This is a genomic window from Mycolicibacterium fluoranthenivorans (assembly GCF_011758805.1).
Lineage (GTDB): Bacteria > Actinomycetota > Actinomycetes > Mycobacteriales > Mycobacteriaceae > Mycobacterium > Mycobacterium fluoranthenivorans.
This window is the reverse complement of sequence record NZ_JAANOW010000006.1, coordinates 31,413-49,635: the sequence shown is the minus strand read 5'-3', so window position 1 is coordinate 49,635 and position 18,223 is coordinate 31,413. Positions and strand designations below refer to the sequence as shown.

Annotated in this window: 12 protein-coding genes; 10 read left to right on the top strand and 2 right to left on the bottom strand. The window is 68.3% G+C overall.

What is annotated here, in order from left to right:
- The first annotated feature begins 15 nt into the window (after nucleotides 1-15).
- Nucleotides 16-1,437 (top strand): MocR-like pyridoxine biosynthesis transcription factor PdxR, encoded by a 1,422-nt coding sequence (pdxR, locus tag FHU31_RS31070; RefSeq protein WP_167165290.1) that lies wholly within the window; start codon nucleotides 16-18, stop codon nucleotides 1,435-1,437.
- Here pdxR and FHU31_RS31065 read toward each other — a convergent pair.
- Complete coding sequence (locus FHU31_RS31065; RefSeq protein ID WP_167165288.1) at nucleotides 1,427-2,062, bottom strand: HD domain-containing protein; 636 nt, start codon at nucleotides 2,060-2,062, stop codon at nucleotides 1,427-1,429. The genes pdxR and FHU31_RS31065 overlap by 11 nt on opposite strands.
- A gap of 68 nt (nucleotides 2,063-2,130) precedes the next feature.
- Here FHU31_RS31065 and FHU31_RS31060 point away from each other — a divergent pair, with 68 nt between their 5' ends.
- From FHU31_RS31060 to FHU31_RS31030, 7 genes are all read left to right on the top strand, one after another.
- On the top strand, nucleotides 2,131-2,556 hold the full coding sequence (locus FHU31_RS31060; protein ID WP_090361882.1) for a GtrA family protein: 426 nt from the start codon (nucleotides 2,131-2,133) through the stop codon (nucleotides 2,554-2,556).
- 41 nt (nucleotides 2,557-2,597) lie between these two features.
- Nucleotides 2,598-4,010 carry a decaprenylphosphoryl-beta-D-ribose oxidase gene (locus tag FHU31_RS31055; protein ID WP_167165286.1) on the top strand — a complete coding sequence of 471 codons (1,413 nt, stop codon included), beginning with the start codon at nucleotides 2,598-2,600 and terminating at the stop codon, nucleotides 4,008-4,010.
- Nucleotides 4,011-4,029: 19 nt separating this feature from the next.
- On the top strand, nucleotides 4,030-4,809 hold the full coding sequence (locus FHU31_RS31050) for a decaprenylphospho-beta-D-erythro-pentofuranosid-2-ulose 2-reductase (protein ID WP_167165284.1): 780 nt from the start codon (nucleotides 4,030-4,032) through the stop codon (nucleotides 4,807-4,809).
- A 34-nt stretch (nucleotides 4,810-4,843) separates the two neighbouring features.
- Nucleotides 4,844-6,775, top strand: a complete 1,932-nt coding sequence (locus FHU31_RS31045) for a galactan 5-O-arabinofuranosyltransferase (RefSeq protein ID WP_167165282.1) — start codon at nucleotides 4,844-4,846, stop codon at nucleotides 6,773-6,775.
- A complete protein-coding gene (locus tag FHU31_RS31040; protein ID WP_167165280.1) occupies nucleotides 6,775-9,993 on the top strand; it encodes an arabinosyltransferase domain-containing protein in 3,219 nt (1,072 codons plus the stop codon). Before FHU31_RS31045 ends, FHU31_RS31040 begins: the two co-directional genes overlap by 1 nt.
- Before the next feature lie 201 nt (nucleotides 9,994-10,194).
- Nucleotides 10,195-11,184, top strand: coding sequence for a DUF7159 family protein (locus FHU31_RS31035; RefSeq protein ID WP_167165278.1), 990 nt, complete (start codon nucleotides 10,195-10,197; stop codon nucleotides 11,182-11,184).
- A gap of 21 nt (nucleotides 11,185-11,205) precedes the next feature.
- Complete coding sequence (locus FHU31_RS31030) at nucleotides 11,206-11,946, top strand: hypothetical protein (RefSeq protein ID WP_167165276.1); 741 nt, start codon at nucleotides 11,206-11,208, stop codon at nucleotides 11,944-11,946.
- On the opposite strand, the gene FHU31_RS31025 is transcribed toward FHU31_RS31030, so the two are convergent.
- Entirely contained in the window at nucleotides 11,943-13,433 is a 1,491-nt protein-coding gene (locus FHU31_RS31025; protein ID WP_263987879.1) for a GMC oxidoreductase, read from the bottom strand. The two genes, FHU31_RS31030 and FHU31_RS31025, sit on opposite strands and share 4 nt — an antisense overlap.
- A gap of 241 nt (nucleotides 13,434-13,674) precedes the next feature.
- On the opposite strand from FHU31_RS31025, the gene FHU31_RS31020 reads away from it, so the two are divergent.
- Complete coding sequence (locus FHU31_RS31020) at nucleotides 13,675-14,862, top strand: alkane 1-monooxygenase (protein WP_167165272.1); 1,188 nt, start codon at nucleotides 13,675-13,677, stop codon at nucleotides 14,860-14,862.
- Nucleotides 14,863-14,938: 76 nt separating this feature from the next.
- Nucleotides 14,939-18,181 carry an arabinosyltransferase domain-containing protein gene (locus tag FHU31_RS31015; protein ID WP_167165270.1) on the top strand — a complete coding sequence of 1,081 codons (3,243 nt, stop codon included), beginning with the start codon at nucleotides 14,939-14,941 and terminating at the stop codon, nucleotides 18,179-18,181.
- Nucleotides 18,182-18,223: the final 42 nt, after the last annotated feature.

Here is an 18,223-nt window from a genome sequence, read left to right as displayed (position 1 = left end):
TGGTTCAATCCGATAGTGAGTTCATGGGCCAATTCCGAACCGGCCGATCCGGGATCGAGAGACCTACACCTGGACCTGCGCGAGGTCATCACACCGGGCGCGCGCGGGGCACGGGAACTGCTGCTGAGCGCACTGCGCGACGCCGTGCGCTCCGGCCGACTGTCCGCGGGCACGATGCTGCCACCGTCGCGCACCCTGGCCGCCGACTTGGGCCTGGCCCGGAACACCGTCGCCGACACCTATGCCGAACTGGTGGCCGAGGGCTGGCTGGCCTCCCGGCAGGGCGCCGGCACCTGGGTGGTCAACACCGGGGCCGCCACTCCCCTGCCCACCCGGCCGCGCGGCGCACCCGGCACCCCGTTGCACAATCTGATGCCCGGCTCACCCGATGTCGCGGAGTTCCCCCGCGCCGCCTGGCTGGCGTCCACCCGCCGGATGATGGCGACCGCCCCCAATGATGCTCTGCGGATGGGCGATCCACGCGGGCGCATCGAATTGCGCACGGCCCTGGCCGAATACCTCGCCCGGGTGCGCGGCGTACGCACCACCCCGGACGAGATCGTCATCTGCGCCGGGACCCGGCATGCGGTCGAGATCCTCGCGCGCGCCCTCGGTGGACCGTTCGCCGTCGAAGCCTACGGCCTGTTCCTGTTCCGTGACGCCCTTGCCGCACAGGGCATCTCGACCATACCGATCGACGTCGACGAGCACGGTGCGGTCGTCGACACGCTGCCGGGTGACGCCCGAGCCGCACTGCTGACCCCGGCGCACCACTTCCCGCACGGGGTGCCGTTGCACCCGGCCCGGCGCACCGCGGCACTGGACTGGGCACACCGCACCGGTGGCTACCTCGTGGAGGACGACTACGACGGGGAATTCCGCTACGACCGTCAGCCGATCGGCGCCGTACAGGGCCGCGATCCCGACCGGGTGATCTACCTCGGCTCCACCAGCAAGAGCCTGGCCCCCGTGCTGCGGCTGGGCTGGATGGTGGTCCCCGGCGATCTGCTTGACGCCGTGCTCGCGGCGATGGGCGGTGACCAGTTCTATGTCAACGGGCTCAGCACCCTGACGATGGCCGACTTCATCGCACATGGCAGCTACGACAAACACATTCGGCGGATGCGGCTGATGTACCGGCGCCGCCGGGACCGCCTGGTGGCCGCGCTGGAACCACTGGGTGTGGGCGTCAGCGGGGTGTCCGCCGGGCTGCATCTGTTGCTCACCCTGCCCGAGGGCACCGAGGCCGAGGTGGTGCGTCGCGCCGGGGAAGCCGGTATCGCGCTGTCCGGGCTGGCGATGCTGCGCCATCCCGGCGCCGGGCCGGGCACCCCCGAGCGCGACGGCGTGGTGGTCAGTTTCGGCACACCGGCCGAGCATGCCTTTGGGTCCGCGGTCGCGGCGCTGTGCGGGGTACTCGCCGGGATCAGTCGCTGAGCGCACGCAGTTCGGCGGACATGTTGGCCCGTGCGGCGTCCTCCCACAGCCGGCGGCCCCGCTCGGTGCGATACAGGGACGGCGCCGACAGCAGCGAACCGATGACGCGTACCCGCGCGGCCCGAAAGTCCCCGTCGGCGACGTGGCCGTACTCGGCGCGCACCTTGGCGGTGTTGCGCCGGTAATCCGCCGGGGGAAGGCCCAGCACGGCCAGGTCGGCATCGGAGAGCACCTGCCCGTTACGGTCCTGGGGTGCGGGATCATGTTCGACGGTCATCCGCACCAACCGGGCCACCTCCGCCACGAACTCCGGCGCCGCCCCCAGCGCGGTGAGATCCGTTTCGGCCAGCAGCGCGCTGTTCTCCTCGTCATCGGGCTGACCGGCGTACACGGCGTCGTGGTACCAGGCGGCCACTCGCACGGCGTCCATGTCGACATCTGCGGCGTCGACTCCGCTGGTCAGTTCGTCGATGGCCGCGAGCACTCCGCGCAGATGCGACAGATCGTGGTAGCGGCGGTGCGGTTCGGTCCACCGTGCCAGCAGCGCCTCCCCCACGGCCCCCACATCCGGTGACGCGGTGTGGCGCGTCAGCACGGCGCGCCAGGCCTCGAGCAGATCCGTCACCTCACCATGGTGCACCGCCTGCGCCGGCGTGGGCGGGCGACCCCGGGTCCTGCCGCTAAGCTGCCCGGGTGGCCGAGACAGCCGACGGATCCGTCCAGGGCGGCGCACCTTTGAGCCTGCTCACCCAAGCCTGGCGATTCCTGGTCACCGGTGGGCTGTCGGCCTGTGTCGACTTCGGGCTCTACGTGCTGTTCCTCAAGCTGGGACTGCAGGTCAACGTGGCCAAGACGCTGAGCTTCATCGCCGGCACCACCACGGCGTACCTGATCAACCGCCGGTGGACCTTCCAGGCCCCGCCGAGCACGGCGCGATTCATCGCGGTGATCGCCCTGTACGCGCTGACCTACGCGGTGCAGGTCGGTATCAACTACCTCTTCTACATGAAGTTCGCCGGCCAGCCGTGGCAGGTCCCGGTGGCATTCGTCATCGCACAGGGCACCGCCACCGTCATCAACTTCGCGGTGCAGCGCGCGGTGATATTCCGGTTGAGGTAAATCCGCCCCGGTAGCCCGGACCGGTATCGTCTGGCACTGATATGTCTACCGAACTCCCCCTCACGCGGCGATCCCTCACCGGGTTCGGCCAGACCGCGCCCAGTGTGGCGCAGGTGCTGACCACCCCCGACATCGAGGTGATCGCCGCCGCCGTGCGGCAGGTGGCTGACGCCTCGTCCGCCAGTCCGTCCCACCTGCGCCGCGGGATCGTGGCCCGAGGCCTGGGCCGGTCCTATGGCGACCACTCCTGCAACGGCGGCGGCATCGTCGTCGACATGACGCGGGTGAACCGCATCCACTCGCTGTCCGCCGAGACCGCGATCGCCGATGTGGACGCCGGGGTGAGCCTGGATCAGCTGATGAAGGCCGCCCTGCCGTTCGGCCTGTGGGTACCGGTGCTGCCGGGTACCCGGCAGGTCACGGTCGGTGGCGCCATCGGCTCGGACATCCACGGCAAGAACCATCACAGCGCGGGCAGCTTCGGCAACCACGTGCTGTCCCTCGACCTGTTGATGGCCGACGGTGAGGTGCACACGCTGACCCCCACCGGCAGCCCCGGCGACGAGGACGGGTCGCTGTTCTGGGCCACCATCGGCGGAAACGGCCTGACCGGCATCGTCATCCGTGCGCGCATCGCGATGACCAGGACCGAGACGGCCTATTTCATCGCCGACGGGATCGCCACGGCGGACCTCGACGAGACCGTGGCGGTGCACCAGGACGGCAGCGAGGACAACTACACCTACTCCAGCGCGTGGTTCGACCTGATCAACCCGCCGCCGAAGCTCGGCCGCGCGGCGGTCAGCCGCGGCAGTCTGGCCAAGCTGGATCAACTGCCGCCCAAGCTGGCCACGAACCCGCTGCAGTTCACCGCGCCGAAGCTGCCCGCGGTACCGAACCTGTTCCCGGTCAGTGTGATGAACAAGTTCACGCTGAGCATGGTCGGCGAGGCGTTCTACCGGGTGAGCGGCAACTACCAGAACAAGATCGTCAACCTGACGCAGTTCTACCATATGCTGGACATCACCACTGGATGGCAAAAAGCCTATGGCCCAGCAGGTTTCGCCCAGCACCAGTTCCTGGTGCCGCCGAACGCCCTGGACGATTTCAAGGCGATCATCCGGTGGATCCAGACCCAGGGCCATTACTCGGCACTGAACGTGTTCAAGCTGTTCGGCCCCGGTAACAAGGCGCCGCTGAGCTTCCCGATGGCCGGCTGGAACGTGGCCATGGACTTCCCCAACAAACCCGGCGTCAACGAATTCCTCAACGAACTCGACAGTCGCGTCATGGAATTCGGCGGCCGCGTCTACACCGCCAAGGACTCCCGGGTCAGCGCGGAGAACTTCCACAAGATGTATCCCCGGGTCGACGAATGGATCGCCGTGCGCCGCAAGGCAGATCCGCAGGGCGTCTTCGCCTCCGATATGGCCCGCCGTCTCGAACTGCTGTAGAAAGGCACACCCCGCGAACATGATCGACGCCACCGGTAACCCGCAGACCGTTCTGCTGCTGGGCGGAACGTCCGAGATCGCCCTGGCCATCGCCGAGCGCTACCTGCGCAATGCGAAGGCCCGGATCATCCTGGCCGATCTGCCGAACGCCCCGAAGCGCGACGCCGCGATCGCGCAGCTGAAGGCCGCCGGGGCCAAGTCGGTCGAGTACCTCGACTTCGATGCCCTGGACACCGCATCACATCCCGCGGTGATCGAATCAGCTTGGGCCCAAGGCGATGTCGACGTCGCGGTGGTCGCTTTCGGGGTGCTTGGCGATGCCGAGGAGCTGTGGCAGAACCAGGCAAAGGCCGTGCTGACCGCCCAGATCAACTATGTCGCCGCGGTGTCGGTGGGTGTGCTGATCGGCGAGAAGATGCGTGCACAGGGCTTCGGGCAGATCATCGCCATGTCGTCGGTGGCCGGCGAGCGGGTGCGCCGCTCCAACTTCGTGTACGGCTCCACCAAGGCCGGATTGGACGGCTTCTACCTGGGACTGGGAGAAGCCCTGCGCGAGTTCGGTGTTCACGTGTTGGTGATCCGGCCCGGACAGGTGCGCACCACCACCACGCTCGAGCACTGGAAGGCCACCGGCGCCAAGGAGGCCCCGTTCACGGTCGACAAGGAATACGTCGCCGACCTCGCGGTGACCTCGGCAGCCAAGGGTAAGGACCTGGTGTGGGCACCGGGGCAGGTGCGCGTGCTGATGTCGGTGCTGCGCCATATCCCGCGCCCGATCTTCCGCAAGCTGCCTTTCTGATGTTCCGGAGGGCAGGAGCGAAGCGACCCGGGAAATGAAACCCAGCATGCTGGCCGGCCCGGCCCGGGTGATCGGCCAGATGGTGGTCGCGGTCATCCTGTCGGCCGCGGTGACGGGTGTCGCCCTCATCGCGATCAGACGCGTCGAATGGCCCGCGTACAACTCGTCGAACCAGCTGCACGCCCTGACCACCGTGGGCCAGGTCATCAGCCTGGCCGGGATCTTCGGCGCCGGGCTGCTGTGGCGGCGGGGCCGACGGGTGCTGGCGCGGATCACGGCCGTGTTCATGCTCTCGGCGCTATCGGTGGTCACCCTGGCGATGCCGCTGGGGGCCACCAAGCTGTACCTCTTCGGCATCTCGGTCGATCAGCAGTTCCGCACCGAATACCTGACCCGGCTGGCCGACAGCCCGGCCCTGCACGACATGACCTACCAGGGGCTGCCGCCGTTCTACCCGCCCGGCTGGTTCTGGATCGGCGGCCGCCTGGCCGCCCTCACCGGCACCCCGGCCTGGGAGATGTACAAGCCGTGGTCGATCCTCTCCATCACCGCCGCGATCGCGGTCGCGTTCGTGCTGTGGAAAGCGATGATCCGGTTCGAGGCGGCGCTGGTGGTCACCACCGCCACCGCTGTCGTCACGCTCGCCTACACCTCCACCGAGCCCTACGCCGCCGTCATCACCGTGCTGTTGCCGCCCGCGTTCGTGCTGGCGTGGAGCGGACTCGGCGGGCTGGAGCGAAGCGACCCGGGGAATGGACTGGGTGGCCGTAGCAGAAACGGCGGATGGGGCGCTGTCCTCGGCGTCGGGGTCGTGCTGGGCGCCGCGGCGCTCAGCTACGCCCTGCTGCTGGGTTACGCCGCGTTCACCGTCACGTTGATGGCGCTGTTGCTGGCCATCTCCAGGCGCACCCTCGAACCTCTGCTGCGCTTGGCGGTCATCGCCGTCATCTCCGGCGCGATCGCCCTCGTCGGCTGGGCGCCGTACCTGCTGGCGGCCGCCAAAGGCACGCCCGCCGACAAGGGCACCGCGCAGCACTATCTACCCAATGATGCTGCCGTCCTGACATTCCCGATGTTCCAGACCACCCTGCTGGGGGCGTTGTGCCTGCTCGGCACCGTGTGGCTGGTGATGTACGCCCGCAGCTCGACGCGGGCCGGCGATGAGCGCTTGCGCGACGAGAATGCAGCCCCAGCACTGACCATCGCGGTGCTCGCGGTGTACGCATGGTCACTGCTGTCGATGCTCACCACCCTGGTGGGCACCACACTGTTGTCGTTCCGGCTGCAACCCACCCTGAGCGTGCTGCTCGCCGCGGCGGGCGCGTTCGGGTTCATCGCGGTGACCCAGGCGGCCGCCGCGCGCTACCAGCATCCCGGCCGGCACGTGGTGGCCATCGCCGCAACCATCGGCGCGATCGGCGCGATCACCTTCACCCAGGATGTTCCGGATGTGCTGCGCTCGGACATCAATGTCGCCTACACCGACACCGACGGCTACGGCCAGCGCGCCGACCGTCGGCCGCCCGGCTCCGAGCAGTACTACCGCCAGATCGACGCGCGCATCCAGCAGGTCACCGGCCGGCCCCCGCACGACACCGTGGTGCTGACCGCCGACTACAGCTTCCTGTCGTACTACCCCTACTACGGGTTCCAGGGCCTCACATCGCACTACGCGAATCCGCTGGCACAGTTCAAGGAGCGTTCGGCGGCTATCGAGAGCTGGGCGTTGTTCACCAAGCCGGATCAGTTGATCGGTGCGCTCGACCAACTGCCCTGGACACCGCCCACGGTGTTCCTGATGCGCCACGGCGGTCCGGACAGCTACACCCTGCGGCTGGCGGCCGATGTCTACCCGAATCAGCCCAACGTCAAGCGCTACCAGGTCGAGCTGAATTCGGCCCTGTTCGACGATCCACGCTGGGACGTCTCGACGGCCGGACCGTTCACGCTGGCGATCCGACGGTGATGGCCGCAGGGACCGTGCCGTTAGCATCACCATCCGTGACCAACCACCGATCTACGCGGCTGGTGGCCATCGTTGCGGGCTTGCTGGGCACCGTGCTCGCGGTGGCGACACCCTTTCTGCCCGTCACCCAGACCACCGCGCAGCTCAATTGGCCCCAGAACGGCACGCTCACCAGCGTCGACGCCCCGCTGATCGGGTACGTCGCCACCGACCTGAACATCTCGATCCCCTGCAGCGCCGCCGAAGGCCTGACCGGCAGCCGGAACATCCTGCTGTCGACGGTGCCCAAGCAGGCACCCAAGGCGGTCGACCGCGGCTTGCTCATCGAGCGGGTCGGCGACGAGCTGCTGATGATCGTGCGCAACACGCCCGTCGTCAGCGCACCGCTGACCCAGGTCCTCAGCCCGGCCTGCGAGCGGATCACCTTCACCGCGCATGCCGACAAGGTCACCGGAGAGTTCGTGGGCCTGCGAAAGGAACCCGACGAGGAAGGATCGGCCAAGCCGGGCGCACCGCTGCGCGGCGAACGGGGCGGCTATGACTTCCGGCCGCAGATCGTGGGCGTCTTCACCGACCTGTCCGGCCCCGCCCCGCCGGGGCTGACGTTCTCGGCCACCATCGACTCCCGCTACAGCAGCTCCCCGACCTGGGTGAAGATGCTGGCGATGATCATGGCGGTGGCCCTGACGTCGATCTCCCTGATCGCACTGCACCGCCTCGACATCGCCGACGGCAGACCCACCCGGCGGTTCCTGCCGCAGCGCTGGTGGTCGCTGACCGCGCTGGACGGCCTGGTCGGCGCGCTCCTGGTGTGGTGGCATTTCGTCGGCGCCAACACCTCCGACGACGGCTACATCCTCACCATGGCCCGCGTCTCCGAGCATGCCGGCTACATGGCGAACTACTACCGCTGGTTCGGCACCCCGGAGGCGCCGTTCGGCTGGTATTACGACCTGCTCGCGCTGTGGACGCACGTCTCCACTGCCAGCGTCTGGGTGCGGCTGCCGACCCTGCTGATGGCACTGGCCTGCTGGTGGCTGATCAGCCGCGAGGTGATCCCCCGCCTCGGCCACGCGGTCAAGCACAGTCGGCCCGCCGCGTGGACGGCGGCGGCGATGTTCCTGGCGTTCTGGCTGCCGCTGAACAACGGCTTGCGGCCGGAACCGATCATCGCCCTGGGCATCCTGCTGACGTGGTGTTCGGTGGAACGCGGGGTAGCCACCAGCCGGCTGCTGCCGGTCGCCATCGCGATCATCATTGGCGCGCTGACCCTGTTCTCCGGCCCCACCGGCATCGCCGCGGTGGGCGCCCTGCTGGTGGCGGTCGGCCCGCTGCGAACCATCGTGGCTGCCCACACGTCACGTTTCGGACACTGGGCCCTGCTGGCCCCGATCGCCGCCGCGGCCACGGTGACGATCGTGCTGATCTTCCGCGACCAGACGATGGCCGGTGAGATCCAGGCCAGCACCTTCAAGTCCCTGGTCGGTCCCAGCCTGAGCTGGTTCGACGAGCACATCAGGTACGAGCGGTTGTTCACCACCAGCCCGGACGGCTCGGTGGCCCGGCGCTTCGCCGTGCTGACTCTTCTTCTGGCACTGGTCATCTCGGTAGCGATGTCCTTGCGCAAGGGCAGGATTCCCGGTACCGCCATGGGACCGGCGCGGCGCATCATCGGTATCACCATCATCTCGTTCCTGGCGATGATGTTCACCCCGACGAAGTGGACGCACCATTTCGGCGTGTTCGCCGGATTGGCCGGTTCGCTGGGCGCGCTCGCCGCGGTCGCGGTGACCGCCACCGCCATGCGCTCCAAACGCAACCGGACGATCTTCACCGCCGTGGTGTTGTTCATGACGGCGCTGTCCTTCGCCACCGTGAACGGCTGGTGGTACGTCTCGAACTTCGGCGTGCCGTGGTCGAATCAGTTCCCGGAGTGGCACTTCGGCTTCACCACCATGCTGCTCGGGCTGTCCGTGCTCACCCTGTTGGTCGCGGCGTGGCTGCACTTCTCCGGCCGGGACCGGCCCCGGCCATGGGCCCGGTTCACCCAAGCTCCGCTGGCCGTGGCGGCCTGGGCGGTGGTGATCTTCGAGGTGCTGTCCCTGACACTGGGCGTCACCCAGCAGTACCCGGCATGGTCGGTGGGGCGGTCGAACCTGGACGCCCTCACCGGCAAGACCTGCGGCCTGGCCGATGACGTGATGGTCGAACAGGATCCGAACGTCGGCCTGCTCGTACCTGTCGACAAGCCGGTCGGCGAAGCGCTGGGCGGGGTGACCGCGCAGAACTTCAGCCCGAGCGGGATCCCCGCCGACGTGTCCGCCGACCCGGTGATGGAACAACCGGGCGGCACGAACTTCGCCGATAACGACACCGGCCCCGTCACCGGCAGTGAACCCGGCACCGAAGGCGGCACCACCGCCGCGGCCGGCGCGAACGGATCGCGGGCGCGGCTGCCCTACAACCTCGACCCGGCCCGCACACCGGTGATGGGCAGCTGGCGCGCCGGCGCCCAGCAGCCGGCCGCGCTGCGCTCCTCCTGGTACCGGCTCCCGCCCCGCGGCGAGCGCGGCCCTCTGCTGGTGGTCGCCGCCGCGGGCCGGTTCGATCCGGGCGAGGTCGTGGTGCAGTGGGCCACCGACGAGCAGGCCGCCAAGGGCACCGCCGGCGGCAGTCTCGGCTTCGCGGATGTCGGCGCGGCACCGGCGTGGCGCAATCTGCGTGCCCCCATGTCGGCGATTCCGCCGGAGGCCACCCAGGTGCGCCTCGTTGCCACAGATGACGATCTGGCACCACAACACTGGATCGCGGTCACCCCGCCCCGGATCCCGACGTTGCGGAGTTTGCAGGACGTCGTCGGTTCCTCGGATCCGGTGCTGCTCGACTGGCTGGTCGGTCTGGCATTCCCCTGCCAGCGCCCGTTCGGGCATCAGTACGGCGTCACCGAGGTGCCCAAGTGGCGCATCCTGCCGGATCGTTTCGGCGCCGAGGCAAACTCGCCCGTGATGGATTACCTCGGCGGCGGGCCGCTCGGCATCACGGAATTGCTGCTGCGCGCCAACCCTGTACCGACGTACCTGAAGGACGACTGGTTCCGCGACTGGGGATCGCTGCAGCAACTGACGCCGTTCTATGCCAATGCCGTTGCGGCACGCATCGACCTGGGTACCGCGACCCGCAGCGGACTGTGGAGTCCGGCCCCCCTACGGCCGTCCTAGGGGGACACGGGCATGTATTTCCTTGGCAGTCTTCTTATCTCGCCTTAAGCGGTCAGTAAGGAAACTGGCGCTCTCCGCCATGCCCGCTATCGTGGAGTGAGGACCGCACTTCTGGTGCGTCGGTTGATTTGCTGACAACGTTTGCTGACAACGACGTCACGCACCCCGCTTACGGACACATGAGACAGGGAATCAGTGGTAATGGACGTCGTGCTTGGAATAGCGCTGACGGTCGACAGCGTTCGCTTGGTTCTGGTCGAGGGATCCGGCGGGGGCGGCGATCTCATCGATCAGGACATCTTTGATGTCGATCGCAGTGGCGGAGTCGAAAGTGCCACTGTCACAGAACATATCGTCAACGCGGTACTCGGAACCTACGGTGTCGCCGCCGCCAACGGGCACCACGTCGAACGAATCGCCGTCACGTGGACCGACGACGCCGCCGAGGACGCCGATTTGCTGATAGAGGCACTCGGCGAGGTCGGGCTGCCGAATGTCGTTGCCATCACAGGGTGTGACGCCGCCGAGACCTTCGTCGAGCAGATGGCCTCGGCAGCCGGGGAGAGCTGCGCCGCCGCGTGCCTGATCGAAGGCACCCAGGCACCGGTGGCCTATATCGCCGTCATGCACGCCGCCGGCGGTGTGCGCCGGATGCGTAGCCGCGTGGTGGACGCCGCTGATCACCGCCAATTGGCGTTGTCGGTGCGCGGGGCCTGCGCCGAGTGTGCCGCCGAAGCCGATGAGGTCGCGGTGTACGCCGCCGGCTCCGCTGGCGTGCTCACAGGAATGCTTGCCGGAGAACTCAATTCGACGCTGTCCACCCAGGTGACCATTCCGCAGAACGCGGCGTTGGCGTTTGCCCGCGGCGCCGCCCTGACCAATGCCGGCGCGCACCGCCGGTTGCATGTCGTCGGCGCCCGGTCCGCGATGGCCGCAGGTGGCGGGTCCGGCATCAGTCTGCCGGCGCCCGCCCTGTTCGTGCCACGCACCGCCAAGCTGATGGCCATCCCCGGTGTCGGCACCGCCGCCGCGCCCGCCTCGGCACCGGCCGTCGCCGTGACCACCCCCGATCACAGCCGCCAGCTGCGGATGCTGACCGCCGTCGTCGGCGGCGGCGTACTGGCGTTCGTCGCAGCGGTGTCGATGTATGTCGGCAGCCAGCTGCGCACCAGCGACGAGCAGACCGCCTAAGCCAAGCCCCGCCCGGCCAACGTGGCCCCGGCCGCCGCGGAGGCGCCGGCTCCGCAGGCCGCCCCGGCGCCCGACGCTGCCGCAGCACCGGCTGCACCACCGCCGCCGGCCGCTCCGCAGTTGCCCCCGGCACCCGCCGCACCGGCGGTCCCGGCCGCGGTGACGGTCGTCGCCCCACCCGCGGCGCCCGCACCGGCCGTTCCGCCCAATCCGCTGCAGCTGCTTGCCGCTGTGGCCGGCCCCCAACTCGCCGCACTGAACCAGGGCCTGCACGGCGGCGCGATACCCGGCAGTACCGCGCCCGGCGTCAACCCGTTGAGTGCGTTGGTGCCCGGCGCGCTCCCGCCCAATCCGGCGGCGGGCGACCCGGCGCTCAACAACGCCGCCTTCCAGGTGGCCCAGGCGGTCGTCCCGCCGGCGCTGGACCGCGCCGATCAGCCGGTGGACCTGCCGGCCGTGCCGCCGGTCACCGACAAGCCGATCAATCTGCCGCCGCTGCGCGACATCATCGACGGTGTGCGTCCGGACCGGCAGAACGAGGATGCGCATTTCGGGGTGAACGTGCCCAAGCCGGACAGCCCGTACTACCAGCCGCCGGGCGGGGCGAGCGCAGCGACGGGTGGAAGTACCGGGGCGAGCGCAGCGACGGGTGGAAGTACCGGGGCGAGCGCAGCGACGGGGGAAACACCGGTCGAGGCGGCACCTCCGTCCGCGGACGCACCGCTACCCGCCGAAGCCGGTGCGGCGCCGCCCAGTCCTTAGTGCCGGCCGGCCAGGATCCCCTCGATGTTGCGCTCGGCCAGTGCGGTGATCGACATGTACGGATTACAGCCGATATAGCCCGGAATCAGTGACGCGTCGTTGACGAACAGATTGTCATAGCCGTTGACCCGGCCGAACGCGTCGGTGGCCTTACCCCGCACACACCCACCCAGCGGGTGAACGGTGTTGGAGGCGAAGGCTTCTCCTGAGAACAGGTCGTCGCGATAGTCGACGCCGTTGGCCGCGGTGAGCTTGTCGAACACGATCTTGGCCCGCTCGATCAGATGGTCGGTGTGGCTTTGGGGCCAGTCGATCCGAATGGAATCCGACGCCTTGTCGAAGGTGATGTCGGAGCGATCGCCGGTCTTGACCATCACGTAGTACCCCAGCGCGTGCGTCTCGATGGGCAGCGGCAGCGAGAACATGCTGGCGTACACCGGGTTCACCGGGTCGTCGCGGCCGTCGAGATTGATCATGCCCAGCAGGGACTGTTTGGTGCCCGCAGGATCGCTGTCCTTGAGGTTGTGCGCGAGCATCAGATCCCCGTTGTTGCCGTAGCCGCGGCCGATCTCGTCGGACAGGTCCGACAGCGTGCCGGTATCGCGGGCGCGGAGCAGGAGCTGGTTGGTGCCCAGCACACCGGCGGCGAGATAGAGCTGGTCACAACCGAATTCGTCGCGGGACTGTTCGGCGCCCCACCGGTCTATGCGCCGGGTGGACACCACGTACTCACCGGAGCGCTCCCGCCGAATTCCGGTGACCTCGGTCAGCGGTTGCAACGTCACCTTGCCGGTCTTGATCGCCGCGGCGATATACGTCTGGTCGACACTGCCGTCGCGGCCGTAGTTGTTGCCGAACTGGCACTCCCAGTCCAGGGCGGAAAGCGGCACCTCACCGTTGGCCTCACGCATCATGTAGTCGAACGAATACGCGCTGCCGTTGTAGTCCACCTTGTAGCCGGCGGTCTGGGCGTACGCGCGACCCACCCTGGCGTACTGGAAGTACGGGGTCTGCTCGAACCAGTCCATGTTCCGGTAGCTGATCCGCAGCGCCGTCCTGGCGCGGTCCATATAGGTGCCGAGGAATTCCGTGGGATCGATATCGGGGAAGGCCGCCCGCACCTGGTCCGGGGTCGGGATCGCCGCGATGGCGGCGTTCACCATCGAGCCACCGCCCACCCCGACGCCGTGGAACACATGGTGGGCACCGTGGGTGACCTTCTCGCAAATCCCGGCCTGCTTGGGCTGGGAGGACGGGTTATGGGCGGCGACGGCGTCGATGGAAACTCCCCGGAACGACGTCACGATGCTGGGCGGGACGTCGGAGAACCAACCCGCACGGGTGTCGGCGGGAAGCATCTTGGTGAACCGTTTACCGTCCGCGTCGGGGGTGTCCCACAACCTGCCCCGCTCCAGGATGAGGGTCTCGACGCCGGCCTGGCCGAGTCGCAGGGCACTCACTCCGCCGCCGTAACCACTGCCGATCACGATGGCGGGGTAATGCCGGCGCGAGTCCGGACGATGTTCCGTCCGAGAGAGGAGATAGGCACCCGCGCCCATGCCGCCAAGCGCGATCCCTGTGGCGGCGCCCAGAAATTTACGCCTTGTTAACTTATCTCGCGGTAGTGTCACACATACCCTCTCAGCAAATACTTCCCTGGCCGTCGTTCGCGTTTGCGTTCCGCCGGGTTCCAGGTTAAATAGTCACCACAGCAAAGAACTCGAATCAATGGCAAGGAATAACGTGGCAGATCAAGAAGGCCTCCGCACGCCGGCCTGGCGTGACGCGAAGCGATACCTCTGGTTGCTCGGTGCCATCGTGCCCGGCCTGGTTCCTTTCGCGTGGCTACTAGTCCATGTGACCGGCCAGGAGGTGTTCTGGTGGGTCGGTCCGCTCATGGCCTTCATCATCATCCCTGTCGTCGATCACCTGGTCGGAAGCGATAATTCCCGTGAGTCCGAGAAGACCCTGGAGTGGCTCGAGGACGATGCCTTCTACCGCTGGGTGACCTACCTCTACCTACCCAACCAGTATCTGTCGCTGGTGTTCGCATGTTGGCTGTGGAGCGGCGGCGGCTGGGTCACCATGCACACGCTGGACAAAGTCGGGTTGATGGTCACCGTCGGCATCGTGGGCGGGATCTCGATCAACGCCGCACATGAGCTTGGTCACCGTCGGGCGACCGCTGAGCGGCGCCTCAGCAAGATCGCGCTGGCGCAGACCGGCTACGGACATTTCTTCGTCGAACACAACCGGGGCCACCACGTCCGGGTCGCGACGGTCGAGGACCCCGCCAGCGCCCGCCTCGGCGAGCCCCTGGTCCACTTCATCCCCCGCTCGGTCCTGGGCGGCGTGTGCTCGGCCTGGCGTCTGGAGGGCGAACGGCTGGCCCGGGCCGGCACACCGAGATGGTCTCTGCGCTGGATCCTCAAGAACGAGGTACTCAACGCCTGGCTAATGACCCTCGCCCTGTTCCTCGGACTGAGTGTGTGGTTCGGCATCGTCATCGCGCCCTGGCTGATCGGTCAGGCCATCATCGGGGTGTGCCTGCTGGAGTCGGTGAACTATCTGGAGCACTACGGGCTGCGCCGCCAGCGGCTGGCCAGTGGCCGGTACGAGCGGGTGGGGCCCCAGCACTCCTGGAACAGCGACACGCTGATCGCCAATGTGTTCCTGTTCCACCTGCAGCGCCATTCCGACCATCACACCAATCCGCAGCGCCGGTATCAGACCCTGCGGCCCGCCGACCAAGCACCGCAGTTGCCGTACGGCTACGGCACCATGCTGGTGCTGGCCTGGTGCACGCCGCTGTGGCGCCGGACCATGGACCCCCGGGTGCTCGCCCATTACGGCGGCGACGCCGCCCTGGCGGCGCTCGGTCCCGCCCGATCCCGTTCCACCGCGCAGCGCGCATAAGGCGCGGACAAAACTTGGGACACCGCCGCGGGTCGGCGGGCAGCGCCCATAGCTACGTCGCATACTCTTGAGCCTCGTGCCCGCCAGGACTACCCGACTCGTCGCCATCATCGCGGGCATCGTCGGCCTGCTGCTGTGTGCCTTGACCCCGCTCCTCCCGGTCAAGCAGACCACCGCCACCATCACCTGGCCCCAGGCCCCCACCGCAGACGGATTCGTCGGGGACCTGACGGCGCCGCTGGTGTCCGGTGCCCCGCTGGCCCTCGATGTCTCGATCCCGTGCCAGGCGGTGGCCACCCTTCCGGCCTCCGGCGGTCTGGTGTTCGCCACCATCCCGCCCGGAGGTATCGACGCCACCCGTAACGGCCTGTTCGCCCGCGCCACCGCCGACACCGTCTTCGTGGCCTTCCGCGATACCGTCACCGCGGTCGCGCCGCGCGCCGCCGTCAGCGCGGGCGCCTGCAGCACGCTGCACATCTGGGCCAACACCGGCGGCGTCGGCGCAGATTTCATCGGGATCCCCGGCGCGGCGGGTACCGCGGCGATCGAGAAGAAGCCACAAGTCGCCGGGATCTTCACCGATCTCAAGGTGGCCCCGCAGCAGGGTCTGGGCGCCCGGGTGGACATCGACACCCGGTTCATCTCCACACCGACGGCACTCAAAGCCGCGGTCATGGGTCTCGGCGTGCTGAGCGTGCTGATCTCGATCGTGATGCTGGCCGTGCTGGACCGCGGCGCCACCCACCGGATCCGGCACGTGTGGCGACGGTTCTGGCGGGTCGGTTGGGCCACCTGGACCGCCGATGCCGCCGTGCTCGGCGGACTGTTGGTGTGGCACGTGATCGGCGCCATCTCCTCCGATGACGGTTACAACCTGACGATGGCCCGGGTGTCCGGTGACGCCGGCTACGTCGCCAACTACTACCGCTATTTCGGCACCTCGGAGGCCCCGTTCGACTGGTACCAGTCGGTGCTCAGCCACTTCGCCGCCCTCAGCACCGCCGGCGTGTGGATGCGGCTGCCCGCACTCCTGGCCGGCATCGGGACGTGGATCCTGCTGTCACGCTGGCTCATTCCCCGGTTGGGCCGCCGGCTGGCCACCAATCGCATCGCGGTCTGGACGGCGGCTGCGGTATTCCTTGCCGCCTGGTTCCCGTTCAACAACGGTCTGCGCCCCGAACCGCTGATCGCCTTCGGTGTCCTGGCGGTGTGGGCACTCGTCGAGCTCACCATCGGGACCCGCCGGCTGTGGCCCGCGGCGCTCGCCGTCGTGCTCGCGGTGTTCACCGTGACGCTGGCCCCGCAGGGCATCCTGGCGCTGGCCCCCCTGCTGGTCGGTGGGCGCGCGATCGTCACGGTGCTGAGGGACCGGCGCGCGGTGCTGCCCGCGCTGGCCGCGTTCGCGGCCGCGGCGTCGCTGCTGGCGGTGATCGTGTTCCGAAGCCAGACCCTGGCGAGTGTCGCCGAGGCGGTACGGATCAAGTACACCGTCGGCCCGACCATCTCCTGGTACCAGGAATTCCTGCGCTACTACTTCCTCACCGTGGAGGACAGCACCGACGGCTCCCTGACGCGGCGGTTCTCGGTCCTGGTGTTGATGCTGTGCCTGTTCGGCATGATCGCGGTGCTGCTGCGCAAGGGTCGGATCCCCGGTCTGGCGGGCGGGCCGATGTGGCGGTTGATCGGGATATGCGCCGTGGGCCTGCTGCTGCTGACCTTCACACCGACCAAGTGGGCCGTGCAGTTCGGTGCGTTCGCCGGGATCTCCGGCGCGTTCGGTGCGGTGACCGCCTTCACGTTCGCGCGGGTGGGTCTGCACAGCCGCCGGAATCTCGCCCTGTATGTCACCGCGCTGCTGTTCGTGCTGGCGTGGGCGACCTCCGGTATCAACGGCTGGTTCTACACCGGCAACTACGGGGTGCCCTGGTTCGACCGCCAGCCGGTGCTGGCCGGCCAGCCGGTCACCACGATGTTCCTGGCGCTGGCGATCATCACCGGGGTGTTGGCCGGCTGGCTGCACTTCCGCATCGACTACGCCGGGCACACCGAGGTGGCCGACACCCGGCGCAACCGCGTGCTCGCGTCGACCCCGCTGCTGGTGGTGGCCATCATCATGGTGGTGCTCGAAGTCGGCTCCATGGCAAAGGGATTCGTACAGCGCTATCCCGCGTACACCAACGCCAAGGCGAACATGTCGGCGCTGACCTCCGGGCTGTCGAGCGCCAGCTGCGGGATGGCCGACGACGTCCTGGTCGAGGCCGACCCCAATGCCGGTATGCTGCAACCGGTTCCGGGCCAGACGTACGGCAAGTACGGACCGCTCGGCGGCGAGAACCCGGTCGGGTTCACCCCCGCCGGTATCAGCGACACCCTCGAGCCGCCCAAACCGGTGGTGGCCAACCCGGGCACCGTGAACTCCGACGGATCCCCCAACAAGCCCAATGTCGGGATCGCGTACGCGGCCGGCACCGGCGGCGGCTACGGACCGGTCGGGGTGAACGGCTCGAATGTGTTCCTGCCGTTCGGACTCGATCCCGCTCGCACCCCGGTGATGGGCAGCTACAAGGAGAACTCCACCGCTGCCAAGGCCACCTCGGCCTGGTACCAGCTGCCGCCACGTACCGCGGACCGCCCGCTGGTGACCGTCGCCGCGGCCGGCGCCATCTGGTACTACGACGAGGAAGGCGACTTCCACTACGGGCAGTCGCTGAAGCTGCAGTGGGGTGTGCACCGTCCCGACGGCAGCTACCAGGCCCTCGCTGCGGTCCAGCCCATCGACGTGTTCGCCCAGTACGCATGGCGCAACCTGCGTTTCCCGTTGGCATGGGCGCCGCCGGAGGCCAACGTCGCGCGCCTGGTGGCCGACGACCCGAACCTGTCCGACGACCAGTGGTTCGGTTTCACCCCACCGCGGGTGCCGCAACTGCAGACCGCCCAACAGTTCCTCGGCTCGCAGACGCCGGTGATGCTGGACATCGCCACCGCCGCGAACTTCCCGTGCCAGCGGCCGTTCTCCGAACACCTCGGCGTCGCCGAGCTTCCGCAGTACCGCATCCTGCCCAACGTCAAACAAGTGGTGGTGTCGTCGAACATGTGGCAGTCCGCCCAGAAGGGTGGCCCCTTCCTGTTCATCCAGGCGTTGTTGCGCACGTCGTCCATCCCGACGTACCTGAACAACGACTGGTACCGCGACTGGGGCTCACTGGAACGCTACGACCCGGTGGTGCCGCCGGCCCAGGCGCCCATGGCCGCCATCGACCAGGGCACCCAGCGGGTGTTCGGCTGGAGTAGGCCCGGGCCGATCAGGGCGCTGCCGTGACCGAAGCCGTGAATGTGAGAGACGACGTGAAGCTCACCCGAT